The organism is Paraburkholderia sartisoli (assembly GCF_900107685.1).
Taxonomy (GTDB): domain Bacteria; phylum Pseudomonadota; class Gammaproteobacteria; order Burkholderiales; family Burkholderiaceae; genus Paraburkholderia; species Paraburkholderia sartisoli.
Map to the genome: position 1 here is coordinate 113,516 of NZ_FNRQ01000010.1, position 24,002 is coordinate 137,517.

Genomic DNA, 24,002 nt, shown 5'->3' on the forward strand with positions numbered 1-24,002 from the left:
TCGCTGCGGCATGAAAAAACCCCGCTGTCACAGGGACATGCGGGGTTTGCAACGGATGCGGCGAATTCGCCGCGTGGCGCTCAGACGTTGAACAGGAAGTTCATCACGTCGCCATCATGCACGACGTATTCCTTGCCTTCCGCGCGCATCTTGCCGGCTTCCTTCGCACCCTGTTCACCCTTGTAGGTCACGAAGTCGTTGAAGCTGATCGTCTGTGCACGAATGAAGCCACGCTCGAAGTCGGTGTGGATGACGCCCGCGGCCTGCGGCGCGGTGTTTCCGATATGGATCGTCCATGCGCGCACTTCCTTCACGCCCGCCGTGAAGTACGTCTGCAGGCCGAGCAGCTTGAAACCGGCACGGATCACGCGGTTCAGGCCCGGCTCTTCCATGCCCATGTCGGCGAGGAACACGCCTTTGTCCTCGTCGTCGAGATCGGCGATTTCCGCTTCGATCGCCGCGCACACGGCGACGACCGGCGCACCTTCGGCATCGGCGAACTTCTTCACGGCGTCGAGGTAGGGGTTGTTCGTGAAGCCGTCGTCCTTCACGTTCGCCACGTACATCGTCGGCTTCGCGGTGATCAGGCAGAACGGCTTGAGCAGCACGTTTTCTTCTTCCGACAGGTCCAGCGCACGCACCGGTTTCGCCTGATCGAGCTGCGCGCGAACCTTTTCGAGCACCGCGACGAGTTTCGCTGCTTCCTTGTCGTTACCGGACTTCGCGGCCTTCGAGTAACGCGTCAGCGATTTCTCGATCGTCGCGAGGTCGGCGAGCGCGAGTTCGGTGTTGATGACTTCGATGTCCGACAGCGGATCGACCTTGCCCGCGACGTGGATCACGTTGTCGTCTTCGAAGCAGCGCACGACGTGCGTGATCGCGTCGGTTTCGCGGATGTTCGCGAGGAACTGGTTGCCGAGCCCTTCGCCCTTGCTTGCGCCGGCGACGAGGCCCGCGATGTCGACGAATTCCACCACCGCCGGCAGGATACGCTCCGGCTTGACGATGTCGGCCAGCGCCTGGAGACGCGCGTCGGGCACTTCGACGATGCCGACGTTCGGCTCGATCGTGCAGAACGGATAGTTTTCGGCGGCGATACCCGCCTTGGTCAGTGCATTGAACAGGGTGGACTTGCCGACGTTAGGCAGGCCGACGATGCCGCATTGGAGGCTCATGGAAAACCTTTTGAATCAGTTTGTTACGGCTGTGCAGCGGGTTGCGCGGCGTCTGGTGAGGGCCGGAGCGCAACAGCCGGAAGGTGAATTCGGGGAAGCGACAAAGAGTACGAATCGTGGCGTTGGCTCAATGATCCTGTACTGGTTTTGTACACGAAAAACGCAATTGTAACCCTTTCGGACGCCCCGATTCGTAAGGGTTCGGGCAATGCAGGTACCACGGTGATGCGCTTTGGCGACGATCAGATACCACTTTCGCGGTTGCCGGTGATCGGGCAGGCATCCGGTTGCGACCTGGAGAAATTCAGGCTCACAAGGTGAATATCCATCGCCATTGGGAAAAGCGCTGCCACTGACCACTGCTGTCGAGTCACCCCGCGCCACGCGGATTTTTTTCACCCTCCCGCTTTTTGCACAACCGCGCTGTCTTTGAAAGGCACTATAGTGAAAGCGGGTTCAGTTCGGCAAAAAAGGGGATGTTATGAGCAGACGCAGGCATTGCACCGTAGCGAAGGGGTTTCTGATTGCTGGTTTGCTGTCGATTTCCACAGCCCACGCGCAATTGGGCGGTCTTCTCAATCAAGGCGGAAACAGCGGGTCGACCGGTGGACTTGGCAACCTGAGCAGCCTGGGTGGGCTGGGTAACGGACTTTCGTTGCAATCACTGACATCCGGCAGTACAGGCAACGTAGCGGGCGTTCTGCAATTTTGTATCCAGAACAACTACCTGGCCGGCGGCAGTGCATCGTCGGTCAAGGATTCGCTGATGAGCAAGCTGCCGGGTGGTTCGTCTTCTTCTTCGTCTGACAGCGGCTACACCGATGGTTCAAAGGGTATCCTGAATAGCGGTGATGGCAAGCAGCTAGACCTGAGCGGCGGTGGCCTGAAACAGCAGATTACAAAGCAGGTGTGCGACAAGATTCTTGCCCAGGGCAAATCGATGCTGTGAGCATGACGTGTGCAGGTGCATGACCGGTCGCAAAAGCAGTTCGTCATTCCTGATCCACCGGCAGTGGCGGATACTGCCGGGACCGTACCGTCTGTATTAACTTTCAACTTGAGAGGTGAGTGTCATGGGAATCCTGGATACAGTGGGCAAGATCGCAGGCGCAGTCGCGGCAGTGGAAGCGACTGAGAAGGTTGACGCGGACGCGTCGCTTTTGACGAAGGGGCTTGCGGCAGTGGCCGGATTTGAAGGCGCAGGTGCGCTCGAAGCACTGGTGGAGAAGAAGAAAGAAGGCGAGGCGGCTGACGGCACGCAAGACGCGGATAATGCCGAGCCGCCGCAAGCCTGATTTCCAGTTGTCCCCGGGCCATGCGCTTTCAACGCATGGCCCGGCGTCGGTCCATTGACCTGCGCTTGTCCACAGCCTGACAAGCCGCAGCTGTAACCCTTGGCCGCGCGAGTGCCGCCGTGCGTGCCGTTCCTCATGCCGCATGCGCGCGAATCCGCCGCTGGAGCCGGGCAAACGCCTTGCGCCCTGGAGCGAGGGCAAATGCCGCGCTCGCCGCATCAGTCCCCGTGAACACCCGCAGCTATAATGAGCGGATGACTGTTCACCATCAGACCTTCGACGTTGCCGTGATCGGCGGCGGGCTTGTCGGCAAGACCGCCGCGCTCGCGCTGACGCAGGGCGGCAGGCGTGTCGCCCTGCTCGCGCAGACATGCGCGTCGCTTCCCGCCGGTGCCGCGTTCGACGCGCGCGTCTATGCGCTTTCCGCGAGTTCGCAGACCCTGCTTGAACGTCTGCGCGTCTGGCAGGCGCTCGACGTTGCGCGCCTGGCGCCGGTCTACGACATGCGCGTTTTCGGCGATGCGGCTGCCGAACTCCATTTCTCCGCGTTCCAGGCCTCGGTGTCGCAACTGGCGTGGATCGCCGAGTCGTCGCTGATCGAGCGCGCACTGGATGCCGCGCTGCGGTTCCAGCCCAACCTGACGTGGATCGATTCGCGCGCCCAGGCGCTCGACGTCAAATCCGACGCCGCGTCGATCGGGCTTGCGAACGGCAGCGTGCTGGAAGCCGATCTTGTCGTCGGCGCGGACGGCGCGCATTCGTGGGTGCGCGCGCAGATCGGCTCGAAGGTCGATCGCCGCGATTACAGACAGACGGGTGTCGTCGCGAATTTCAAGGCGGCCCGGCCGCACGGCGACACCGCATATCAATGGTTCAGGGAAGGCGAGATCATCGCGTTGCTGCCGTTGCCGGACGGTCACGTGTCGCTCGTCTGGTCCGCGCAGACGGAGCACGCGCGCGAACTGCTGGAACTCGCGCCCGCGCAGCTCGCGGCCGAAGTCGAACGCGTGACGCAAAGCCTGCTCGGCCCGCTGGAATGCGTGACGCCGGCGCAGGGTTTTCCGCTCGCGCTGCAAACGGTCGACCGGCTGATCGCGCCGCGCGTCGCGCTGGTCGGCGACGCCGCGCATCTGATCCATCCGCTCGCCGGTCAGGGCATGAATCTCGGGCTGCGCGACGTCGCCGCGCTCGCCGACGTGATCGCGAAGAAGGAAGCGTTCCGCGATACTGGCGACACGGTGCTGCTGCGTCGCTACGAGCGCGCGCGTCGCGAGGACATCCGCGCGCTGATGATCGCAACCGATGGCCTGCAGAAACTGTTTTCCGTGCCGGGCACCGTGGCCCGGGCGGTGCGCAATACCGGCATGGCGTTTGTCGGCGCGCAGCCGCTGCTCAAGCGCTGGCTTGTTTCCGCGGCGCTCGGGTAAAGGGCGCCTGCGTCTCACACGAATCCACACCGCACATTTGAAAGGCACGCCACGTGCGTGCAACCGCTCAGGAATTGAACATGCAAAAACGTATCCGCATCGCGACGCTGGCACTGGCCGTCGTCGTCACCGCACTCGGCTGCTCCGCGCAGGCCGACCAGACCACCGACAAGCTCAAGGCCACGCTGCAGCCGCGCCTTGGCGACGCCACGATCAAGAGCGTCTCGAAGTCGCCGATTGCCGGGCTCTACGAAGTGAATCTCGGCACGCAGATCCTCTACAGCGATGCCAATGGCGACTATCTCGTGCTCGGCGACATCGTCGACGCGAAAACGCGGACGAACGTCACGGAAGCGCGTCTGGCCGAAACCAACAAGATCGATTTCGCGAGCCTGCCGTTCGGCAACGCGGTGAAAGTCGTGAAGGGCAACGGCGCGCGCAGGATCGCCGTGTTCTCCGACCCGAACTGCCCGTACTGCAAGCAGCTCGAAACGACGCTCAAGTCGATCGATAACGTGACGGTCTACACGTTCCTCTATCCGGTGCTTTCGCCCGATTCGGCGGTGAAATCGAAGTCGATCTGGTGTTCGGGCGATCGCGCGAAGGCGTGGGAAGCGTGGATGCTCGACCACCGCGCGCCGACGGCCGCCGGCACCTGCGACACCACCGCGATCGACAAGAACCTCGCGCTTGGCCAGCAGATGAACGTCAACGGCACGCCGACGGTGTTTCTCGCCGACGGCCGCCGCCTGCCGGGCGCCGTGCCGGCAGACCGGCTCGACAAGGAACTGTCCGCCGTCCGCTAACCGATCGTACGTGTCGCATGTGTCGAACAGGAGGCGCGTCGTGCGCCTCCTGCCGTTTTAACGCCCCGCTTACTGCCTGGATGTCCCGCCGATGAAGCCGATCCGCTACACCATCGTCCCGAAGCAACCCGCCGCCCATCTGTTCGAAGTGACCGTGACCGTTGCCGATCCTGATCCGGCCGGGCAGTCCTTCATGCTGCCGGTGTGGATTCCGGGCAGCTACATGGTCCGCGAGTTCGCCCGCAATATCGTGACGCTGCGCGCCTTCAACGAAGCGGGCCGCAAGGTGCGCATCGAGAAAACCGACAAGCACACGTGGCGCGCCGCCCCCGTCGAGGGTGAGCTGACGCTGCGCTACGAGGTGTATGCGTGGGATCTGTCGGTGCGCGCCGCGCATCTCGATGACACGACCGGCTTCTTCAACGGCACGAGCGTGTTTCTGTCGCCGCTCGGCCATGAAGCGGCGCCGTGCGTGGTCGATATCCAGAAGCCGGCAGGCGAGTCGTATCGCCGGTGGCGCGTCGCGACCGCGGTGCCCGAAGCGCGCGGCACGAAGCGTCATGGTTTTGGCGAGTATCGCGCGCAGAACTATGACGAGCTGGTCGATCATCCGGTTACGCTCGGCGAATTCGCGCTCGCCACGTTCAGCGCGCATGGCGTGCCGCACGATATCGTGATCTCGGGGCGCACCGTTACCGTCGATATGGCGCGCCTCGCCGCCGACCTGAAGCGAATCTGCGAAGCGCAGATCGCGCTTTTCGAGCCGAAGTCGAAGAAGGCGCCGGTCGATCGCTATGTGTTCATGACGCAGGTGGTCGGCGACGGCTACGGCGGGCTCGAGCATCGCGCGTCGACGGCGCTGATCTGCAGCCGCGCCGATCTGCCGGTCACGGGCCGCCCGGAAACGACCGAAGGCTACCGGACGTATCTCGGCCTGTGCAGCCACGAGTATTTCCATACGTGGAACGTGAAGCGCATCAAGCCGGCCGCGTTCGCGCCGTACGACCTGACGCGCGAGAACTACACGTCGTTGCTGTGGCTCTTCGAGGGTTTCACGTCTTACTACGACGACCTGATCCTGGTGCGCACCGGGTTGATCACGCAGGACGAATATTTCGGCCTCGTCGGCAAGGTGGTCGGCGGCGTGCAGCGCTGCAGCGGGCGTCTGAAGCAGTCGGTCGCCGAAAGCTCGTTCGACGCGTGGGTCAAGTACTATCGTCAGGACGAAAACGCGCCGAACGCGATCGTCAGTTATTACACGAAGGGATCGCTCGTCGCGCTGTGCCTCGATCTGGAAATCCGCGCGCAAACCGGCAACCGCAAATCGCTCGACGACGTGATGCGTCTCCTGTGGCAACGCTTCGGTCGCGATTTCTATCGTGGCAAGCCGGTTGGCCTGCCGGAGACGGAAATCGAGGCGCTTTTCGCCGAGGCGACGGGCGTCAACGTCGCCCGTCTGCTCGACCAGGCTGCGTACGGCACCCGCGATCTGCCGCTCGAATCGATGCTCGCGCCGTTCGGCGTGAGCATCGCGCCGGAGCCGGACAAGAACGGCAAGCCGTCGCTGGGCGTGCGCGTGCGCGGCAGCGCCGACTGCACGCTCGCCGCCGTGCATGACGGCAGCGCGGCGCAGAAGGCGGGCCTGTCGGCCGGCGACGTGGTGATCGCAATCGACGGCCTGCGCGTCACCGGCTCGAATCTGGATGCGCTGCTGGCGCGTTACCTGCCGGGCGCGAAGGTCGAAGTCCACGCGTTTCGTCGCGACGAGCTGCGCACCGCGCAGGTGAAGCTGGATGCGCCGGACGTCGCGCGCTACTCGCTTTCAGTGACCGATAAGCGCGTCGCGGCGCGGAACTGGCGCGAGCGCTGGCTGGGGAAATGACACGCGCGGAGCCGGCGGCCGGGCGTCAGCGTTCTGAAAGTGACAAAATCCCGGGTTGAAGAGGGCGGATTGTTCTACCCATGCAACAATCCGTCGCCCGCAGGGTACTTTTTCCCGGGCGGGTAAAAAAACACAATGGCTCCACTCGCGCAACACTGCGCGCCCCAACTGGAGTCAACCATGACCACGATTCTGCAAATCAACTCGGCAGCCCGCTCGCAAGGCGCGAATTCGACGCTGCTTGCCAACGAACTGACCGCAAAGCTGCAACAGTCGAACCCGGGCGCGCAAGTCGTCGTCCGTAACCTGCAGGCTGAGCCGCTGCCCCACCTGGACGACACGATCCTCGGCGCGTTCTTCACGCCGGCCGAGCAACGCACGCCGGAACAGAGCGCCATCGCCGCGCGCAGCGAAGCGCTGATCAACGAACTGCAGGCCGCCGACATCGTCGTCATCGCCGCTCCCCTGTATAACTTCGGCGTGTCGTCGCAGCTGAAGACGTACTTCGACTTCATCGCACGCGCTGGCATCACGTTCAAGTACGGCGCGAACGGTGCGGAAGGCCTCGTGACGGGCAAGAAAGTACACGTCGTCTCGGCGCGTGGCGGCAAGTACGTCGGCACGCCGGGCGACAGCCAGACGCCGTACCTGAAGACGTTCCTCGGCTTCCTCGGCATGACCGACGTGAACTTCATCTACGCCGAAGGCCTGAACATGGGTCCGGAAGTCGCCAACGCCGCACTCGCCGGCGCGCGCGAAGCGATCGCTGCAGCGTAAGGGTTCACCTTCCATGCGAGGCTGAGGTTTCAGTCTCGCGGGAAACAGAAACGCCACGGGGTTTTCACCGCGTGGCGTTTTTTGTTTCTGGACCCGCTGTGTCGCCGGGTTTTGACTCGCGAATAATCACGCGGAGTGCGCGTGGTCAGGCCAGCGTTTGGGCTTCGTCGGGGAGGCGCCAGTCGATCGGCGTCCGGCCATGCTGTTCGAGATATTCATTGGCCAGCGCGAAATGCCGGCAACCGAGAAAGCCGCGGTGTGCCGACAGCGGCGACGGATGAGGCGCTTCGAGCACGTAGTGCGAACGTCCGCCAAGCAGCGCGCGTTTCGCCTGCGCATGTGCGCCCCACAGCATGAAGACGAGCCCTTCGTGACGCATCGCGAGTTCGTGGATCAGCGTGTCGGTGCATTTTTCCCAGCCGCGCTTTGCGTGGCTCGCGGCCGAGTCGCGTTCCACCGTCAGCACCGTGTTCAGCAGCAGGACGCCCTGTCGCGCCCACGTGTCGAGGCAGCCGTGGCGCGGCGGTTCATAGCCGAAATTCGCGGCGATTTCCTTGAAGATATTGCGCAGCGACGGCGGCGGACGCACCGCCGGCGGCACCGAGAACGCGAGTCCGTGCGCTTGCGGCGTGCCGCGATCCTCGCCGTGATACGGGTCTTGTCCGAGGATCACGATTTTCACGTCGCCGGGGCTCGTCAGGCGCAGCGCGCGGAACACGTCGGCCGGATAGACGGTTTTGCCGGCCGCGCGCTCGGCGTCGACGAACGCGCACAACGGCGCATAGGCGTCGCTCTCGGTGAACGGTTTCAGGTGCTGGCGCCACGCGGTGGGCAACGCGTCGAACTGGGCTTCGAGCGCGGCGGTGGCAACCGGTGCCGGTTGTGCGGGCGATGCGGGTTGCGCAGCGGACGCATCGCCAAAAAGCGAAGCCTGCGATGAAGAGGAGCGGGGGCGGGGGGCGGAGGTCATGGCGGGGAAGTGTCGCAGCAAACGACGCGTAGCTCAAGGTGGCGTTTGCCGCGCGCCGCTTCGAGGTTCGTCGCGCCGTGCGGGTTACTGTTCGCGCAGCCGGTAACCACGCTGCGCCTTGCTGACGTCATCCGGCGCGAGCCCCGGAATGTTTGCCGACAACACCTGAGCCAGCGCGTGAAGCGCCGCTTCATCGCCGTTTTTCAGTTCGAGCTCGATTTCGGAAATCGGCGCGCGACGCGTTTCGCCGTTCACATCGGCAATCACTTCGCCCAGGTCGATCGCCGCTTCGATGTCGGCACCGTCGTGCCGCGCCTGCCACAGCGTGCGCGTGAAGTTCGTGCGAAACAGTTCGATGAGGCCTGGCGCCGCCTCGCGCAACGCTGCCGCGACGTCCGGCACTTCGCAGGCGCGCAGCAATGCGTCGATTTCCAGCGCGTCGCCCGCGACGGGCATTTCCCACTCGTGACGGCTGTGCAGGCCGCCTTTCGCCGAACCGGCTGTCTTGAACGTCTGCAGCCAGCCATCGGGCGTGCGGCGTAGCCGCAGCGCGCTTTTCGAGCGCGCCAGCGTCAGGCCGGGCGTGTCGAAATAGATGTTCTCGAGCGTGACGTCGCGCCCGGCTACACCCGTGTGCGCGACGAAAAACGCGCTTGCCGCGTCGATCTGTCCGGCTGGCAGCGCCAGCTTGATTTCACTCTCGATGCCCATCCTGTGCCCCGTTCGATCCGGCCCGGCGGAGTGGAAGCTGCTCCGCCATATGCGCCGAACTCAATCTGCTCTTCGCGCTCAGAAAAACATCCGCGCGAGTTCGGCGCCCGGCTGTTCCGCGCGCATGAACGCTTCGCCGACGAGGAACGTATGCACGTCCATCGCACGCAGCCGCTCGACGTCGACGCGCGACAGAATGCCCGATTCGGTCACGACGATACGGTCGTCCGGAATCGATTCGAGCATGCCGATCGTCGTGTCGATCGACGTTTCGAACGTGCGCAGATTGCGGTTGTTGATGCCCATCAATGGTGTCTTCAGCGTGAGCGCTTCCATCAGCTCGTTGCTGTCGTGTACTTCGACGAGCACCGCGAGCCCCAGCGAATGCGCGAACGCTTCGAGATCCTGCATCTGCGACGTTTCGAGCGCCGCGGCGATCAGCAGGATCGCGTCGGCGCCCATCGCGCGCGCCTCGACGATCTGGTACGGATCGATGATGAAGTCCTTGCGCAGCACCGGCAGCGCGCAGGCGGCGCGCGCTTCTTCCAGATACGCCGCGCTGCCCTGGAAGAACTGCGCGTCCGTCAGCACGGAAAGGCACGCCGCGCCGTGGCTTTCGTACGAACGGGCGATCTCGGCGGGCACGAAGTGTTCGCGCAATATGCCTTTCGACGGGCTGGCTTTTTTCACCTCGGCGATGACCGCCGCGAGGCCGGCTGCGTGCTTCGCGCGCAATGCGCCGACGAAGTCGCGCCGGTCGCGCGCCGACGCTTCGAGCCGTAACTCTTCAAACGGCGCGCTCATTTGCGCGGCGCGGATTTCTTCGCGCTTGACCGCGATGATGCGTTCCAGAATGTCGCTCATGGATATCTCGATGCCGAAGTTATTGCTTGAGTTAGCGCTTGAATTGCTGCGTGAAGCGGACCAGTTCGTCGACCTTCGCCCGTGCGCGGCCGCTCGCGACCGTTTCGCGCGCGAGCTGGATGCCGTCCGCGATCGATGCCACCACGTTTGCCGAGTACAGCGCCGTGCCCGCGTTCAGCACGACGATCTCGCGCGCGACGCCCTGTTTGTTGTCGAGCGCCTCGAGCAGCATGGTTTTCGATTCGACGGCGTCGTTCACCTTGAGCGTCCGGTTCGACACCATCTGCATGCCGAAGTCTTCCGGATGAATCTCGTATTCGTGAATCTGGCCATCGCGCAGTTCGCCGACCGTGGTCGCGGCGCCGAGCGACACTTCGTCCATGCCGTCCATGCCGTACACGACCAGCACGTGCTTCGCGCCGAGCCGTTGCATCACGCGCACCTGGATGCCGACCAGATCCTGGTGGAACACGCCCATCAACTGGTTCGGCGCGCCGACCGGATTGGTGAGCGGTCCGAGAATATTGAAGATCGTCCGCACGCCGAGTTCGCGGCGCACCGGCGCGATGTTTTTCATCGCCGGATGATGGTTCGGCGCGAACATGAAGCCCATGCCCGTTTCGGCAATCGACGCGGCCACCTGTTCCGGCTGCAGGTCGATGTTGACGCCGAGCGCTTCGAGGACGTCCGCGCTGCCCGACTTGCTCGACACGCCGCGATTGCCGTGTTTCGCGACTTTCGCGCCCGCCGCGGCCGTGACGAACATCGTCGCCGTGGAAATGTTGAACGTGTGCGAGCCGTCGCCGCCCGTGCCCACGATATCGACGAAGTTCGAGTTGTCCTCGACCTCGACGTGCCGGGCGAATTCGCGCATCACGGTGGCGGCGGCCGCGATTTCACCGATGGTCTCTTTTTTGACGCGCAGCCCCGTGATGATCGCCGCCGACAGCACCGGCGAGAGTTCGCCGCGCATGATGAGGCGCATCAGGTGCAGCATTTCGTCGTGAAAAATCTCACGATGCTCGATCGTGCGCTGCAACGCTTCCTGCGGAGTAATGGACATGTGCTTTCCTCTTCTTCAGGCGTTGCCGTGCGGGGCGTCGGCGCGCTTCGACTGCTTCACGAAGTTTTCGAGCAGCGCGTGGCCGTGTTCGGACAGGATCGATTCCGGGTGGAACTGCACGCCTTCGACGTTGAGCGTCTTGTGGCGCACGCCCATGATTTCGCCGTCGTCGGTCCACGCGGACACTTCGAGGCAATCCGGCAGCGACTCGCGCTCGACCGCGAGCGAATGGTAGCGTGTGACGGTGAAATGCTTCGGCAGGTCGGCGAACACACCTTTGCAGTCGGTTTCGATCTGGCTCACCTTGCCGTGCATGATCGTCTGCGCACGCACGACGCGTCCGCCGAATGCCTCGCCGATCGCCTGATGGCCAAGGCACACGCCGAGAATCGGAATCTTGCCGGAAAACCGGCGCAGCACGTCGAGCGTGATGCCCGCGTGTTGCGGATTGCTCGGCCCTGGCGAAAGACAGATGCGCTCGGGGCTGAGCTTCGCGATTTCGTCGAGGGTGATTTCGTCGTTGCGGAAGGTCCGTACGTCTTCGCCGAGTTCGCCGAAGTACTGGACCAGGTTATAGGTGAACGAGTCGTAGTTGTCGATCATCAGCAGCATGGTCTGTCTCCGGTCAGAAGTCGCTATCGAGGCCGTCTTGCACCTGCTCGGCCGCGCGCAGCACGGCGCGTGCCTTGTTCTCGGTCTCTTGCCATTCGGATTCGGGCACCGAATCCGCGACGATGCCCGCGGCCGCCTGCACATACAGGTTGCCGTTGTGGATCACGCCGGTGCGGATCGTGATCGCCAGATCCATTTCGCCCGTGAACGACAGATAGCCGACGGCGCCGCCATAAAGACCGCGCTTCACCGGTTCGAGTTCGTCGATCAGTTCCATTGCGCGGACTTTCGGCGCGCCCGAAAGCGTGCCGGCCGGGAACGTCGCGCGCAGCACGTCGAAATTGGTGACGTCCGCCTTGAGCTTGCCCTCGACCGAACTCACGATGTGCTGCACGTGCGAGTACTTTTCGATGACCATTTTGTCGGTCACGACCACCGAACCAATCTGCGCGATGCGGCCGACGTCGTTACGCGCGAGGTCGATCAGCATCACGTGCTCGGCGATTTCCTTCGGGTCGTTGAGCAGTTCGGTCGCGAGTTCGGCGTCGCGCTCGGGCGTGTTGCCACGCGGACGCGTGCCCGCGAGCGGACGGATCGTCACGATCCGGTCTTCGCCGCGCTTTTCCTGACGCACCAGAATTTCCGGCGAAGCGCCGACCACATGGAATTCGCCGAAGTTGTAGTAATACATATACGGCGACGGGTTCAGCGAGCGCAGCGCGCGATACAGCGAAAGCGGGTTGTCGCGATACGGTTTCGTCAGACGCTGGCCGACCTGAACCTGCATCAGTTCGCCGGCCGCGACATATTCCTTCGCCTTGCGCACGGCGGCGAGGTAATCGTCTTTCGCGAACTCGCGATAAATCTCGGTGCGCATGCTGGCCGACGTCACCGGCGGCTGAACGGTCGTGCGCAGACGCTGGCGCAGTTCCCGCAGGCGCTGCTTCGCTTTCGTGTACGCCTCGGGCATGGCCGGATCGGCGTAGACCACGAGATACAGCTTGCCGGCGAGGTTGTCGATCACCGCGACTTCCTCGGTGAGCAGCAACTGGATGTCGGGCAGACCGAGATCGTCGGGCGGCGCGGTGTGCGCGAGCTTTTTCTCGATGTAGCGCACCGCGTCATAGCCGAAATAGCCAGCGAGGCCGCCGCTAAACCGCGGCAGGCCAGGACGCTGCGCGACCTTGAAACGCGCCTGGAACTGCTGGATGAACGCGAGCGGATCGCCTTCGTGCGTCTCGACGACCTTGCCGTCTTTCACCACTTCGGACACGCCGTTGCGGGTGCGCACGAGCGTACGTGCCGGCAGGCCGATGAACGAGTAGCGGCCGAACCGCTCGCCGCCCACCACCGATTCGAGCAGGAACGAGTTGGCGCCGTTGCGTTCCGCCTGCGCGAGCTTCAGATACAGCGATAGCGGAGTTTCGAGGTCGGCGAGCGCCTCGGCGATCATCGGGATGCGATTGAAGCCCTCGTTCGCGAGGGACTGAAATTCGAGTTCGGTCATGTTCCGATCCTGTTCGTGCGTCCGGCACAGCGTGCGTGTGCTTCGGATAAGACGGGGGCGTTGCGCTTGCCGGCCGGGCTTTCTGTGTCTTTCGACAGGGAGACGCCGATCGTTGCGTGCTGTCCCGGGAACGCATGCACGCTCACATGACGCAACGGTACCGCGATGGATACACGAAGGCCAGAGAAGCGATGCAACGGTTACCAGCGTAAAACTCGGGAAGCGCAGCGAAGTAAAAAACGGTTGCCGAAGACGGGCTTCAGCGTACCTCAGGCGAGGTTAGCGCGACCAGCGACGCCAGGGCCAGGCTCCCCGGTCGATGCTGCCCAGACTCCGTTTTTTATTCAGAAACATGAGGATGATGGACTTATAAAGTCGGTGATTGGTGCGCTGCGATGGCCTTGGCGGCATCGAGCAGCGAGGCAACTATACCATCCGATTTTATTGTTTGTACAGACTGGCCATGGTTGTAGCCGTACGGCACGGTCAACGTGGCCAGACCGGCGGCGCGACCGGCCATGGCGTCGTTTTCCGAGTCGCCGATCGCGACCGCTGCCTGCGGCGCGATCTGCATTTCGGCGCACGCGGTGATCATGGGCAGCGGGTCGGGCTTCTTTTTCGCGAGCGTGTCGCCGCCGATCACGATGTTGAAATAGCCAATCAGCCCATATTGCGTGAGCAGCTGCACCGCAAAACGACGCGGCTTGTTCGTCACGCATGCGAGTTTGAGGCCGGCGTCGCGCATCGCCTTCAGGCCCGCTTCGACGTCGGGATAGAGACGCGTGTGCGTGCCGTTGATCTTCGCATACTCTTCCTGATAGATCGCGAGCGCCTCGTCGAAGCGGTCCTGCGCGTGTACCGCTTCGAAACGCGGCGCGAGCACGCTGCGAATCAGATGTTCCGAACCCTTGCCGACGTATTCGACCACTTCCTCGCGCGACGTTTCCGCCGCGTCGAGCTGCGCGAGCATGCCGTTCAGCCCGGCGGTGAAATCGTCGGCCGTATCGACCATGGTGCCGTCGAGGTCGATGATCGCGGCCTCGATGCGAGGGCCGCTGAAAACAGGTGCGGGGAAGGTGGGCTTCTCAGTCATGTCCGGAGGTCGCTGGGTGGGGGTGGCAGACGCGGTGACAGGCGCGCGTGACGGCTCATTTGCCGTGCGACGGGTCTGGACCTGGGCCAAGTGCCGCGCGCATCTGGTCGATGACGGCCTTGTAGTCGGATTTGCCGAAGATCGCCGAGCCCGCCACGAACGTGTCCGCGCCTGCCGCCGCGACTTCCGCGATGTTGTCGACCTTCACGCCGCCGTCCACTTCGAGATGGATTTCACGGCCGGTTTTTTCCTTGTATGCATCGATACGGGCGCGCGCCTCGCGCAGCTTGTTCAGCGCTTCAGGAATGAACGACTGGCCGCCGAAGCCCGGATTCACCGACATGATCAGCACGAGATCGAGCTTGTCCATCACGTGATCGAGATAGCTGAGCGAGGTGGCCGGGTTGAACACGAGGCCGGCCTTGCAGCCATGATCGCGGATCAGCGACAGTGTCCTGTCGATGTGATCCGAGCCTTCCGGGTGAAAACTGATGACGTTGGCGCCCGCTTTCGCGAAGTCCGGCACGATACGGTCGACCGGACGCACCATCAGATGCACGTCGATCGGCACCTGCACGTGCGGGCGGATTGCCTCGCACACGAGGGGGCCGATGGTCAGGTTCGGCACGTAGTGGTTGTCCATCACGTCGAAGTGAATCCAGTCGGCGCCCGCGGCGACGACGTTGCGGACTTCTTCGCCGAGCCGCGAGAAATCGGCGGACAGGATGCTGGGAGCGATTTTGAATTGCGTCATGGCGTGGGAAGTGGCGACCGGAAAGTTGCTATCTTACCGGTTTGCGCGGCGAGAAACCCCTGTCCGGACGGGATAGCGGGTTGCGGGCGTCCGCTGCATCAAGCAGAATGCGAAACCAGAGCCGCTTCCCGCCGACAGGCCGCAAACCATTGGCGCATGGGCTTCCCGCAGCGTGTATTCACACCGGAACCAGGATGAGCCAGTACGAATTCAGCGTGTCGGCGCAGGTCGCGTACCTGCCCGAAGAATCGGACCCCGAGCGCCGCAAGTATGCGTTCGCATACACGCTGACTATCCGCAACAGCGGGCAGGTGCCGGCTCAACTGATCGCGCGCCACTGGGTCATCACGGACAGCGAAGATCACGTGCAGGAAGTGAAGGGCCTGGGCGTGGTCGGCCACCAGCCGCTGCTCAAACCCGGCGAGCAGTTCGAATATACGAGCTGGGCGCTGATCGCAACGCCCGTCGGCACGATGCGCGGGGAGTATTTCTGCGTCGCGGAAGACGGCGAACGCTTCGAGGCGGCGGTGCCCGAGTTCATGTTGCGCATGCCGCGCACGCTGCATTGAACCGGCAAGCGGTCCTTTCAGCCGTAAGGCTTACGGCTGCGACTCCTGATTGTCGCTGTTTTCGCCGGGTGTCTTCCGCGCACGTTGTGCAATTCGCGCCTGCTTCTTCTTGCCGGACGACGTCCAGACAACGATGAAAATCAGCAGGAACAGCGCCAGAAGCGACTCCAGCGCAAACATCAGCATCGGGTATTCGTCGAGCAGATCAGACATGGCGGTTTCCATCAAGAACGAACATTGTATGCGTATTGTCCGCCCGGTCGCAGGTTGGGTCAGCGCGGTGGCGGTGGCGGTGATGCTGGCAGCGTGCGGTGGCGGTGCGTCGGTCCGGCCTTCCTCGCCACCGACGGGCGCCGCGATCATTCCAGGCCAGATAGCGTCGACGCGGCTTACGCCCGTCGCGTGGCAGCAGGTGCCGGGCTGGCACGACGATTCGCTGATCGGTGCAACGGCCGCGCTCCGGCAGAACTGCACCCGGCTCGCGCGGCAGCCGAACTGGCAGCGGGCGTGCGCCGCGGCAACGCAGCTCGACGACCTCGATGTCACGAGTGCGCGCACGTTCTTCGAAACGTATTTCACACCTTTTCAGTTCGCCAATTCCGACGGCACGCTCGATGGCCTGGTGACGGGCTATTACGAGCCGTTGCTGCGCGGTTCGCGCGTGCGGCACGGCGTCTATCAGACGGCGCTGTACCACTGGCCTTCCGGCTATCGCACCGGCGCGCCGCTGCCGGCGCGCGCGCAGCTCGAGCGCACCGGGGTGCTGACGGGCAACGAACTGGTGTGGGTCGACGATCCGATCGAAGCGTTCTTCCTGCAGGTGCAAGGGTCGGGGCGAGTCGTGATGGAAGACGGCAGCGTGATGCGCGTCGGGTTTGGCGGCACGAACAACCAGCCGTACAAGTCGATTGGCCGCTCGTTGCTGGATCGCGGCGAGATCACGCCCGCGCAGGCGACGATGCAGGGCATCAAGGCCTGGGCGCGTTCGAACCCGACGAAGGTCGACGCGTTGCTCGATACGAATCCGCGTTTTGTGTTCTTCCGTGAAATGCTCACGGGCGATGCGGCTTCGCAGAGTGGCGCCGACGGCCCGATTGGCGCGCTGGGCGTTCCGTTGACGCCGGAGCGTTCCATTGCGGTCGATCCGTCTTCGATCCCGCTCGGCACACCGGTGTTTCTGCAAACGACGCGCCCACTGACCAATTCGCCACTGAATCGTCTGGTGTTTGCACAGGACACCGGTTCGGCGATCAAAGGCGGCGTGCGCGCCGACTATTTCTGGGGTCTCGGCGACGACGCGGGCGATCTCGCCGGCAAGATGAAGCAGGCCGGTCGCATGTGGTTGCTGTTGCCGAATTCGTGATCGGGTGAGTGATCAGGCGTGACCGGGGCGCACGCCTGATCCGCCGCTGTCTGGCAGCCGCACGATTGCATTGCGATCAGCGGCGTCATGCCGCGGATCGCTTCTCCACCTTCACTTCAATTTGAGCCGCCCGGCCTTGAGCTGGCGGCTGTTTATTGGCGAGGCTCCCGGTTGCCGCGAAACTTCAGCCTCCGGAAAACCGCTTGTCGACGACGCGCCGTGCCTTGCCGACCGAGCGTTCGATACCATTTACCGCCAGCACGTTGACCACTGCGCTCACGCCGATCAACGCCTTGATGTCATAGACGAGGGCCTGTTTCGCGGTATTGAGCGCGGCCGTATCCGGCGCGGTTTCGGGACACGGCTCGACATTCAGCGTCAGCACGTCGAGCGGGCCTTCCTTCGTGAGGATGATCTGATAATGCGGCGCGAGCGCATGTTGCTTCAACAGCAGCTCTTCGATCTGCGTCGGGAAAACGTTGACGCCGCGCACGATCATCATGTCGTCCGAGCGGCCCGTGATTTTCTCCATGCGGCGCATCGTGCGTGCGGTGCCGGGCAACAGGCGCGTAAGGTCGCGCGTGCGATAGCGAATGATCGGCAACGCTTCTTTCGTCAGCGACGTGAAGACGAGTTCGCCGAATTCGCCTTCCGGCAGGACTTCGCCGGTTTCGGGATGGATGATCTCGGGGTAGAAATGGTCTTCCCAGATCGTCGGACCGTCTTTCGTTTCCGCGCACTCCGACGCGACGCCCGGGCCCATGACTTCAGACAGACCGTAGATGTCGACAGCATCGATGCCCATGCGCTGCTCGATTGCCTGCCGCATGTCGTTCGTCCACGGCTCCGCGCCGAAGATGCCGATGCGCAGCGAGCAGCTGGCCGGATTGACGCCCTGTCGTTCCAGTTCATCGGCGATAGACAGCATGTAGCTGGGCGTCACCATGATGATGTCCGGGCGGAAGTCCTGGATGAGCTGGACCTGCTTTTCCGTCTGACCACCGCCAAACGGGATCACGGTGAGGCCGGCGCGTTCGGCGCCGTAATGGGCGCCGAGTCCACCGGTAAAGAGGCCGTATCCGTAGCTGACATGCACCTTGTCGCCGCGTCGGGCGCCGGCCGCACGGATCGAACGGGCGACGAGGTTCGCCCACGTGTCGATGTCGCGCGCGGTGTAACCGACAACGGTCGGCTTGCCTGTGGTGCCCGACGACGCGTGAATCCGCGATACCTGTTCCTGCGGCACGGCAAACATGCCGAAGGGATAGCTGTCGCGCAGATCCTTCTTGGTGGTGAACGGGAAGCGCGAAAGATCCGCCAGCGTTTTCACCTCAGACGGATGGACGCCTGCTTCGTCAAACTTGCGCCGATACACCGGCGAGTTTTCATACGCGTGCGTGAGCGACCATTTCAGTCGTTCGAGCTGGAGGGCGGCGAGTTCGTCGCGGCTCGCCGTTTCGATCGGGTCGAGCGGTAGATCGGTCATCATGCGGATGTCTCCTTTACTGCTTTTCAGAATAGATGCGCTGCGTGTAACGAACAATGGAGCGTTACGTTGCGGTGAGTGTTCGGCGCGAACTTTCAGCCGGCAACGGGAATGACCGTGCCGCGAATCTGCGCGGATTTGCCACGGAACATCGCGACGGTTTCTCCGGCGCGATTCGTTACCCGGATGTCGTAGATGCCGTTGCGGCCGCTCAGCGTCTGCTCGACGGCTTCGGCGGTCAGCTCTTCGCCGCCGGGAACCGGGCGCAGGAACTCGATCGAACAACCTGACGCCACCGTGTTGATGTTGTACGAGTTGCACGCGAAGGCAAACGTCGAATCGGCGAGAGTGAAGATCAGGCCGCCGTGGCAGATCTGATGTCCGTTCAGAAAATCAGGACGGACCAGCATTCGCATGCGTGCGTACCCGGGGCGCACTTCGAGAAGTTCGAGACCCAGCGCCTGGCTACAGGCATCCGCTTCGTACATCGATTGGGCGGTGGCGCGGGCGAGTGCGTCTGGTGACATCGTGTCGTTGTGCTGCGGTTGGGTGGACATGTCAACGGCCCTCGAAACGCGGTGTGCGTTTTTCCATGAAGGCGCGCACGCCTTCCGCGTAGTCGTGCGATGCACCCAGTTCACGCTGCAGATCGCGTTCGAGATCGAGCTGCGCATCCAGCGTCTGCGTGACGCCTTCGCGCATGGCGCGCCTGATTGCGGCGATGGCGCGCGTGGGCTGCTGCGCCAGTTGCGTGGCCAGTTTCGCTGCGGTTTCCTGCAGATCGGCGTCGTCGACGGCCTGCCAGATAAGGCCCCAGCTTTCGGCCTTTTCGGCGGGCAGCCTGTCACCCGTCATGGCGAGCCCGAGGGCACGTGCCATACCGACGCGCTGCGGCAGGAACCACGTCCCACCCGAATCAGGAACGAGGCCGATTTTCACGAACGCCTGAATGAAACTGGCCGATCGGGCCGCAACGACAAGATCGCAGGCGAGCGCGAGGTTGGCGCCCGCGCCAGCAGCCGTGCCGTTGACGGCCGCGATGACGGGCATCGGCAACGCCTGAAGCCGGCGGATCAACGGGTTGAAGTGTGCATCGATCAGACCGCCGAGGTCTGTCATCGCGCCCGGCGTGAAATCGAGGTCGGCGAGGTCCTGGCCTGCGCAGAATCCACGGCCCGCTCCTGTCAGCACCAGCGCCCGGGTACCTGCCGCTTCGACTTCGTCGAGCGCCGCGCCCAGTTCCTTATGCATCGCCCGCGTGAAGCTGTTGAGCTTGTCCGGGCGATTCAGCGTCACCGTGGCGACGCGGGATGCGGCGTCAAGCGCGACGCTGATCGTTTCATAGGACATCGGTTGTCTCCTCTTTGTCTCCACGACCTGCAACTGCAAATGTCGAGGTGTTCAGACGCGCTCGATCGCGAGCGCGATACCCTGGCCGACGCCGATGCACATCGTGCACAGTGCAAATCGCCCATTCGTGCGTTCCAGCTGATGGAGCGCGGTTGTCACGAGCCGCGCACCCGATGCGCCAAGCGGGTGACCCAACGCGATCGCGCCACCGTTGGGATTGACGCGTGGGTCGTCGTCCCGCAGGCCAAGCGCGCGAAGCACGGCAAGACCTTGCGACGCGAACGCTTCATTCAGTTCGATGACGTCGAACTGGTCGAGCGACATACCCGTCTGCTTCAGCAGTTTCAGGGTGGCGGGCGCGGGGCCGATGCCCATGATGCGCGGTTCGACGCCAGCTGTCGCCATGCCGACGACACGTGCTCGCCGGCGCAGACCGTACTTTTCCGATGCTTCACGACTTGCCAGCAGAAGCGCGCATGCGCCGTCGTTCACGCCCGACGCGTTGCCGGCGGTGACGGTGCCGTCGGCGCGCACGACGCCCTTGAGCTTGCCAAGCGATTCGAGCGATGTCTCACGCGGATGCTCGTCGACGCTCACACGAATGGCGTCGCCTTTCTTCTGCGCGATTTCGACAGCTACGATTTCCTGCGCCAACGTACCATCGTGCTGGGCGCGTGCCGCCTTTTGCTGGCTGCGCAGCGCGAACGCGTCCTGATCCGCGCGGCTGACGCCGAATTCGACCGCCACGTTCTCTGCGGTTTCCGGCATGGAATCGACGCCGAAGTCGCGTTTCATCAACGCGTTGACGAAGCGCCAGCCGATCGTCGTATCGTGAATCGCGGCCTGACGCGCGAACGCGCTGGTAGCTTTGCCCATGACGAACGGCGCGCGGGTCATGCTTTCGACGCCGCCGGCAATCATCAGATGCGCCTCGCCTGCCTTGATCGCGCGGGCAGCGGAGCCGACGGCGTCCATGCCGGATCCGCATAGCCGGTTCAACGTCGCGCCGGGCGCGTCGATCGGCAAGCCGGCGAGCAGCGCCGACATGCGTGCGACGTTGCGGTTGTCTTCGCCTGCCTGGTTGGCGCAGCCGTAGATGACGTCGTCGAGCGCGCTCCAGTCGACGCCTGGATTGCGCTCGATCAGTGCCTTGATGGGCACGGCGCCGAGGTCGTCAGCGCGGACGTCTTTCAGCGCGCCGCCGTAGCGACCAAACGGGGTGCGAATTGCATCGCAGATAAAGGCGTCGGTCATGCTGGATTCCAGTGGGTGGCGGCCAGGGTCGCAGGCCGCTCTGTCAACTCATGTTAGGGGGACGTCGGACCGGATTCCAGTCGGCCGAACGGCATATACCGTTCGGCCGGCTTACGCCGGAACCGCCTTCGGTTCAACATGAACCCGGCTCTGAATCACACGGAAACGGTTTGCTACAAAAGCGGCGTCTGCAAGGGCGGCATTCGCTGCGGGGTTGGCGCCCGTGCCGTGAAAGTCGGAGAACGCTGCGGACTGGTTCACGAACACCCCACCCGTGAGATTGATCGACAGCGCGACGCCCCCGCGGATCGATGCTTCGTGGGCGGCTTCGAGCACTGTGTCGTCGACGCTGTAAACCGAGAGCGTGAGCGCGCCATGCCCGGCGGCGATCGCGCCTGCAAGGTCGAGCGATTGAGCGGTCGAGTCGGTTGCGATGACGAACGAGATCGGGCCGAACCATTCGCGGGTGAACTGCGCGGCGTCGCTGGCGGCGTCGAGTTGTAGCAGGAGCGGCGTGCGCACGCGCGCACCGGCAAATGCCGGGTGTTCGAGCGACTGGCTTTCGGCAAGCACGCGCCCGAGCTTGCGGGCTTCGTCGATACGCAGGGTGATGCCTTCGTTCTGGATTGCACCAAGCAGCTCGACGGCCCGGGCCGGGTCGGCCACGAGCTTTTGCACCGCGCCGGCGATTGCCCCGGCGACTGCATCGAAGCTTAGCGGGCCTTCGGCCGTGCGAATGCCGTCGCGTGGCACGTAAATGTTCTGCGGTGCCGTACACATCTGGCCCGAGTACAGCGCGAGCGAAAAGGCAATATTGCGGGCGACCGACTTGATGTCGTCGACGGAATCGATAACGATCTGGTTGACCCCGGCCTTTTCCGTGAACACCTGCGCCTGGTGGGCGTTTCGTTCCAGCCACGTGCCGTTTTGCGAGCTGCCGGTGAAGTCGATCAGCTTGATTTCAGGACGCTGCGCGAGCTCCTGTACGAGCGTGCCGTCGTTGGGATCGGTTGCCAGCAGGGTCACGACGTTCGGGTCAAATCCCGCTTCGCGGAGCACCTCGCGTGCGATGCGCACGGTAATCGCGAGCGGCAGGATCGCGCCGGGATGCGGCTTGACGATGACCGTGTTGCCCGTGGCCAGATCGGCGAAGAGCCCGGGGTAACCGTTCCACGTCGGGAACGTGCAGCAGCCGAGCACGAGGCCCGTGCCGCGTGGCACGACGGTATAACGCTTGCGCATCGCCAGCGGCGGATTCTTGCCTTGTGGTTTTTCCCAGTGCGCGTCGGCCGGAATCCAACGCAACTGGTCCCAGGCGTACACGACGGCTTCGAGTGCGCGGTCCTGCGCGTGCGGGCCGCCCGCCTGGAAGGCCATCATGAAGGCCTGGCCAGTTGTATGCATCACGGCGTAACCGATCTCGAAGCTGGCGCGATTGATCCGCGACAGGATTTCGAGGCTCACGCCAATCCACGCCTTCGGACCGGCTGCGCGCCAGTCGCGCTGCGCGCGGGTTGCCGCATCGATCAGCGTGGTGGCGTCCGCCTTGGGATAGCGGATGCCGAGCGGAAATCCGAATGGCGATACTTCGGCGCCGACGGTTTCCTGAGTGGCGGGCTGGTCAAGTTCGAACGTCCGGTTCAGGTGAGACTTGAACGCGGCCTCGCCATCCGCGTTCGCTGTTTCCCCGTACACTTTCGGACTGGGCATTTCGGAGAAGGGGCTCCAGTAGCCGCGCGTTTCAATGGCGGTGAGCGCCTTCTGCAGCGTGTCTTCATGCTTCGTGAATAGCGGATGTGTCATGGCGGAAGGGATGCTGAGCGTTAGAGGGAGCTATTGTCGAATAATTGACCGACCGGTTGGTTGGCGAATGTTAGCATTATTGAGATGGCCACGCGAAGCGTTTTTGCGTTTCATTCAAAACAAGGAGGATGTATGGCTTACGAAAACATTCTGGTGGAGACCCGCGGCAGGGTTGGGCTGGTGACATTGAATCGTCCGAAGGCGCTAAACGCCTTGAACGATGCGTTGATGGACGAGCTTGGCGTAGCGCTCAAGGCATTCGACGCCGACGAAGGGATTGGCGCAATCGTGGTGACAGGCAGTGAAAAGGCGTTTGCCGCAGGTGCCGATATCGGGATGATGTCCACATACACCTATATGGACGTGTACAAGGGTGACTACATCACCCGTAACTGGGAGGCCGTGCGTTCGATTCGCAAGCCGATCATTGCCGCGGTCGCGGGTTTTGCGCTGGGCGGCGGCTGCGAACTGGCGATGATGTGCGACATCATCTTCGCCGCTGATACCGCAAAGTTCGGCCAGCCGGAGATCAAGCTCGGCGTAATGCCTGGTGCTGGGGGCACGCAACGCCTGCCTCGCGCAGTATCGAAAGCGAAGGCAATGGACATGTGTCTGACGGCGCGTTTCATGGACGCGGTCGAAGCGGAGCGGGCGGGTCTCGTATCGCGCGTCATTCCGGCGGCCTCATTGCTCGACGAAGCGGTGGCTGCCGCAGCCGTGATTTCCGGGTTTCCACTGCCTGCGGTGATGATGGTGAAGGAGTCGGTGAATCGCGCATACGAAACAACGCTAGCCGAGGGCGTGCATTTCGAGCGCCGACTGTTTCATTCCCTGTTTGCAACCGAGGATCAAAAGGAAGGGATGGCCGCGTTCGTGGAGAAGCGCAAACCCGTATTCAAGCACCGTTAAACGGGCTTATCAAAATAACGCTTGCCAGGGCCGAGTGAGGTGGCTAGAATCTCGATCTTTCGCGCTTTCGCAAGGAGGCGCGGGGAAGCGGGAAGCCAGAGTGGGCAAGGCTTTGCGGGGCGCTGGGCGGGTGGGGTGGTTAAAAAAACCTGTTGACGACCAAGCAAACGTTCTTCATAATCTCGTTTCTCTGCTGCGGATGCAGCGACGTGCAACGAAGCGGTGCCGGGTGGTTGGAAGTGGGCGCGGTTTCGGGTGGTGGGCGCGGACTTGATCTTTAAAAATTAACAGTCGATAAGTGTGGGCGCTTGATGCGCGACGCGCGGTGGATC

General features: G+C 63.3%; 24 protein-coding genes. 9 read left to right on the forward strand and 15 right to left on the reverse strand.

Annotated elements, in window-relative coordinates:
- Positions 1–80: 80 nt before the first annotated feature.
- Positions 81–1,175, reverse strand: coding sequence for a redox-regulated ATPase YchF (gene ychF / locus BLV45_RS24240; protein ID WP_090537391.1), 1,095 nt, complete (start codon positions 1,173–1,175; stop codon positions 81–83).
- A 481-nt stretch (positions 1,176–1,656) separates the two neighbouring features.
- Between ychF and BLV45_RS24245 the strand changes: the two genes are divergently transcribed.
- The 6 genes from BLV45_RS24245 (at position 1,657) to BLV45_RS24270 (ending at position 7,362) form a co-directional block, all read left to right on the forward strand.
- Positions 1,657–2,124: a DUF2501 domain-containing protein gene (locus BLV45_RS24245; RefSeq protein WP_090537393.1), complete on the forward strand. Its 468-nt coding sequence runs from the start codon at positions 1,657–1,659 to the stop codon at positions 2,122–2,124.
- Between the two features lie 124 nt (positions 2,125–2,248).
- Positions 2,249–2,470 (forward strand): hypothetical protein, encoded by a 222-nt coding sequence (locus BLV45_RS24250; protein WP_090537395.1) that lies wholly within the window; start codon positions 2,249–2,251, stop codon positions 2,468–2,470.
- Between the two features lie 254 nt (positions 2,471–2,724).
- A complete protein-coding gene (locus tag BLV45_RS24255) occupies positions 2,725–3,897 on the forward strand; it encodes a UbiH/UbiF family hydroxylase (protein ID WP_090537396.1) in 1,173 nt (390 codons plus the stop codon).
- A gap of 80 nt (positions 3,898–3,977) precedes the next feature.
- Positions 3,978–4,703, forward strand: coding sequence for a DsbC family protein (locus BLV45_RS24260; protein WP_090537398.1), 726 nt, complete (start codon positions 3,978–3,980; stop codon positions 4,701–4,703).
- A gap of 91 nt (positions 4,704–4,794) precedes the next feature.
- Positions 4,795–6,585, forward strand: a complete 1,791-nt coding sequence (locus tag BLV45_RS24265) for a M61 family metallopeptidase (RefSeq protein WP_090537400.1) — start codon at positions 4,795–4,797, stop codon at positions 6,583–6,585.
- Positions 6,586–6,765: 180 nt separating this feature from the next.
- Entirely contained in the window at positions 6,766–7,362 is a 597-nt protein-coding gene (locus BLV45_RS24270) for an FMN-dependent NADH-azoreductase (protein ID WP_090537402.1), read from the forward strand.
- Positions 7,363–7,507: 145 nt separating this feature from the next.
- Here the strand turns inward: BLV45_RS24270 and BLV45_RS24275 are convergent, their stop codons facing one another.
- From BLV45_RS24275 to rpe, 8 genes are all read right to left on the reverse strand, one after another.
- Positions 7,508–8,332, reverse strand: a complete 825-nt coding sequence (locus BLV45_RS24275; protein ID WP_090537404.1) for a uracil-DNA glycosylase — start codon at positions 8,330–8,332, stop codon at positions 7,508–7,510.
- An 84-nt stretch (positions 8,333–8,416) separates the two neighbouring features.
- Positions 8,417–9,043, reverse strand: coding sequence for a CYTH domain-containing protein (locus BLV45_RS24280; protein WP_090537406.1), 627 nt, complete (start codon positions 9,041–9,043; stop codon positions 8,417–8,419).
- Between the two features lie 78 nt (positions 9,044–9,121).
- Positions 9,122–9,907, reverse strand: a complete 786-nt coding sequence (gene trpC, locus BLV45_RS24285; protein ID WP_090537409.1) for an indole-3-glycerol phosphate synthase TrpC — start codon at positions 9,905–9,907, stop codon at positions 9,122–9,124.
- A gap of 31 nt (positions 9,908–9,938) precedes the next feature.
- Positions 9,939–10,970, reverse strand: a complete 1,032-nt coding sequence (trpD, locus tag BLV45_RS24290) for an anthranilate phosphoribosyltransferase (RefSeq protein ID WP_090537410.1) — start codon at positions 10,968–10,970, stop codon at positions 9,939–9,941.
- Between the two features lie 15 nt (positions 10,971–10,985).
- A complete protein-coding gene (locus tag BLV45_RS24295; RefSeq protein ID WP_090537411.1) occupies positions 10,986–11,582 on the reverse strand; it encodes an aminodeoxychorismate/anthranilate synthase component II in 597 nt (198 codons plus the stop codon).
- A 13-nt stretch (positions 11,583–11,595) separates the two neighbouring features.
- The gene (trpE, locus tag BLV45_RS24300) at positions 11,596–13,089 is read right to left on the reverse strand and encodes an anthranilate synthase component I (protein ID WP_090537413.1); all 1,494 of its coding nucleotides are present in this window, start codon (positions 13,087–13,089) and stop codon (positions 11,596–11,598) included.
- 367 nt (positions 13,090–13,456) lie between these two features.
- Positions 13,457–14,182, reverse strand: a complete 726-nt coding sequence (locus BLV45_RS24305) for a phosphoglycolate phosphatase (RefSeq protein WP_090537415.1) — start codon at positions 14,180–14,182, stop codon at positions 13,457–13,459.
- A 55-nt stretch (positions 14,183–14,237) separates the two neighbouring features.
- Entirely contained in the window at positions 14,238–14,936 is a 699-nt protein-coding gene (rpe, locus tag BLV45_RS24310; RefSeq protein WP_090537418.1) for a ribulose-phosphate 3-epimerase, read from the reverse strand.
- A 194-nt stretch (positions 14,937–15,130) separates the two neighbouring features.
- On the opposite strand from rpe, the gene apaG reads away from it, so the two are divergent.
- Positions 15,131–15,505, forward strand: coding sequence for a Co2+/Mg2+ efflux protein ApaG (gene apaG / locus BLV45_RS24315; protein WP_090537419.1), 375 nt, complete (start codon positions 15,131–15,133; stop codon positions 15,503–15,505).
- Positions 15,506–15,535: 30 nt separating this feature from the next.
- Here the strand turns inward: apaG and BLV45_RS27655 are convergent, their stop codons facing one another.
- Complete coding sequence (locus BLV45_RS27655) at positions 15,536–15,718, reverse strand: hypothetical protein (RefSeq protein WP_176954238.1); 183 nt, start codon at positions 15,716–15,718, stop codon at positions 15,536–15,538.
- Between BLV45_RS27655 and mltA the strand changes: the two genes are divergently transcribed.
- The gene (gene mltA / locus BLV45_RS24320) at positions 15,639–16,868 is read left to right on the forward strand and encodes a murein transglycosylase A (RefSeq protein WP_090537421.1); all 1,230 of its coding nucleotides are present in this window, start codon (positions 15,639–15,641) and stop codon (positions 16,866–16,868) included. The two genes, BLV45_RS27655 and mltA, sit on opposite strands and share 80 nt — an antisense overlap.
- Positions 16,869–17,052: 184 nt before the next feature.
- On the opposite strand, the gene paaK is transcribed toward mltA, so the two are convergent.
- The 5 genes from paaK to paaN form a co-directional block, all read right to left on the reverse strand.
- Positions 17,053–18,357, reverse strand: a complete 1,305-nt coding sequence (gene paaK / locus BLV45_RS24325; RefSeq protein ID WP_090537423.1) for a phenylacetate--CoA ligase PaaK — start codon at positions 18,355–18,357, stop codon at positions 17,053–17,055.
- A 92-nt stretch (positions 18,358–18,449) separates the two neighbouring features.
- Positions 18,450–18,911, reverse strand: a complete 462-nt coding sequence (gene paaI, locus BLV45_RS24330) for a hydroxyphenylacetyl-CoA thioesterase PaaI (protein ID WP_090537424.1) — start codon at positions 18,909–18,911, stop codon at positions 18,450–18,452.
- Between the two features lies 1 nt (position 18,912).
- Positions 18,913–19,704: a 2-(1,2-epoxy-1,2-dihydrophenyl)acetyl-CoA isomerase PaaG gene (gene paaG / locus BLV45_RS24335; RefSeq protein WP_090537427.1), complete on the reverse strand. Its 792-nt coding sequence runs from the start codon at positions 19,702–19,704 to the stop codon at positions 18,913–18,915.
- A gap of 51 nt (positions 19,705–19,755) precedes the next feature.
- Positions 19,756–20,958: a 3-oxoadipyl-CoA thiolase gene (gene pcaF, locus BLV45_RS24340; protein WP_090537429.1), complete on the reverse strand. Its 1,203-nt coding sequence runs from the start codon at positions 20,956–20,958 to the stop codon at positions 19,756–19,758.
- Between the two features lie 111 nt (positions 20,959–21,069).
- Positions 21,070–22,761 carry a phenylacetic acid degradation protein PaaN gene (gene paaN / locus BLV45_RS24345; protein WP_090537432.1) on the reverse strand — a complete coding sequence of 564 codons (1,692 nt, stop codon included), beginning with the start codon at positions 22,759–22,761 and terminating at the stop codon, positions 21,070–21,072.
- 132 nt (positions 22,762–22,893) lie between these two features.
- On the opposite strand from paaN, the gene BLV45_RS24350 reads away from it, so the two are divergent.
- Positions 22,894–23,670, forward strand: a complete 777-nt coding sequence (locus BLV45_RS24350) for an enoyl-CoA hydratase (RefSeq protein WP_090537435.1) — start codon at positions 22,894–22,896, stop codon at positions 23,668–23,670.
- Positions 23,671–24,002: the final 332 nt, after the last annotated feature.

Coding starts and splice junctions, on each gene's coding strand:
- rpe (WP_090537418.1), bottom strand. CDS start 14,936: ATGACGCAATTCAAAATCGCTCCCAGCATCCTGTCCGCCGATTTCTCG.
- paaK (WP_090537423.1), bottom strand. CDS start 18,357: ATGATGACCGATCTACCGCTCGACCCGATCGAAACGGCGAGCCGCGAC.
- BLV45_RS24250 (WP_090537395.1), top strand. CDS start 2,249: ATGGGAATCCTGGATACAGTGGGCAAGATCGCAGGCGCAGTCGCGGCA.
- pcaF (WP_090537429.1), bottom strand. CDS start 20,958: ATGACCGACGCCTTTATCTGCGATGCAATTCGCACCCCGTTTGGTCGC.
- trpC (WP_090537409.1), bottom strand. CDS start 9,907: ATGAGCGACATTCTGGAACGCATCATCGCGGTCAAGCGCGAAGAAATC.
- trpD (WP_090537410.1), bottom strand. CDS start 10,970: ATGTCCATTACTCCGCAGGAAGCGTTGCAGCGCACGATCGAGCATCGT.
- BLV45_RS24350 (WP_090537435.1), top strand. CDS start 22,894: ATGGCTTACGAAAACATTCTGGTGGAGACCCGCGGCAGGGTTGGGCTG.
- BLV45_RS24280 (WP_090537406.1), bottom strand. CDS start 9,043: ATGGGCATCGAGAGTGAAATCAAGCTGGCGCTGCCAGCCGGACAGATC.
- trpE (WP_090537413.1), bottom strand. CDS start 13,089: ATGACCGAACTCGAATTTCAGTCCCTCGCGAACGAGGGCTTCAATCGC.
- mltA (WP_090537421.1), top strand. CDS start 15,639: ATGAAAATCAGCAGGAACAGCGCCAGAAGCGACTCCAGCGCAAACATC.
- BLV45_RS24260 (WP_090537398.1), top strand. CDS start 3,978: ATGCAAAAACGTATCCGCATCGCGACGCTGGCACTGGCCGTCGTCGTC.
- BLV45_RS24295 (WP_090537411.1), bottom strand. CDS start 11,582: ATGCTGCTGATGATCGACAACTACGACTCGTTCACCTATAACCTGGTC.
- BLV45_RS24265 (WP_090537400.1), top strand. CDS start 4,795: ATGAAGCCGATCCGCTACACCATCGTCCCGAAGCAACCCGCCGCCCAT.
- paaG (WP_090537427.1), bottom strand. CDS start 19,704: ATGTCCTATGAAACGATCAGCGTCGCGCTTGACGCCGCATCCCGCGTC.
- apaG (WP_090537419.1), top strand. CDS start 15,131: ATGAGCCAGTACGAATTCAGCGTGTCGGCGCAGGTCGCGTACCTGCCC.
- paaI (WP_090537424.1), bottom strand. CDS start 18,911: ATGTCCACCCAACCGCAGCACAACGACACGATGTCACCAGACGCACTC.
- BLV45_RS24275 (WP_090537404.1), bottom strand. CDS start 8,332: ATGACCTCCGCCCCCCGCCCCCGCTCCTCTTCATCGCAGGCTTCGCTT.
- BLV45_RS24245 (WP_090537393.1), top strand. CDS start 1,657: ATGAGCAGACGCAGGCATTGCACCGTAGCGAAGGGGTTTCTGATTGCT.
- BLV45_RS24305 (WP_090537415.1), bottom strand. CDS start 14,182: ATGACTGAGAAGCCCACCTTCCCCGCACCTGTTTTCAGCGGCCCTCGC.
- BLV45_RS27655 (WP_176954238.1), bottom strand. CDS start 15,718: ATGTCTGATCTGCTCGACGAATACCCGATGCTGATGTTTGCGCTGGAG.
- paaN (WP_090537432.1), bottom strand. CDS start 22,761: ATGACACATCCGCTATTCACGAAGCATGAAGACACGCTGCAGAAGGCG.
- ychF (WP_090537391.1), bottom strand. CDS start 1,175: ATGAGCCTCCAATGCGGCATCGTCGGCCTGCCTAACGTCGGCAAGTCC.
- BLV45_RS24270 (WP_090537402.1), top strand. CDS start 6,766: ATGACCACGATTCTGCAAATCAACTCGGCAGCCCGCTCGCAAGGCGCG.
- BLV45_RS24255 (WP_090537396.1), top strand. CDS start 2,725: ATGACTGTTCACCATCAGACCTTCGACGTTGCCGTGATCGGCGGCGGG.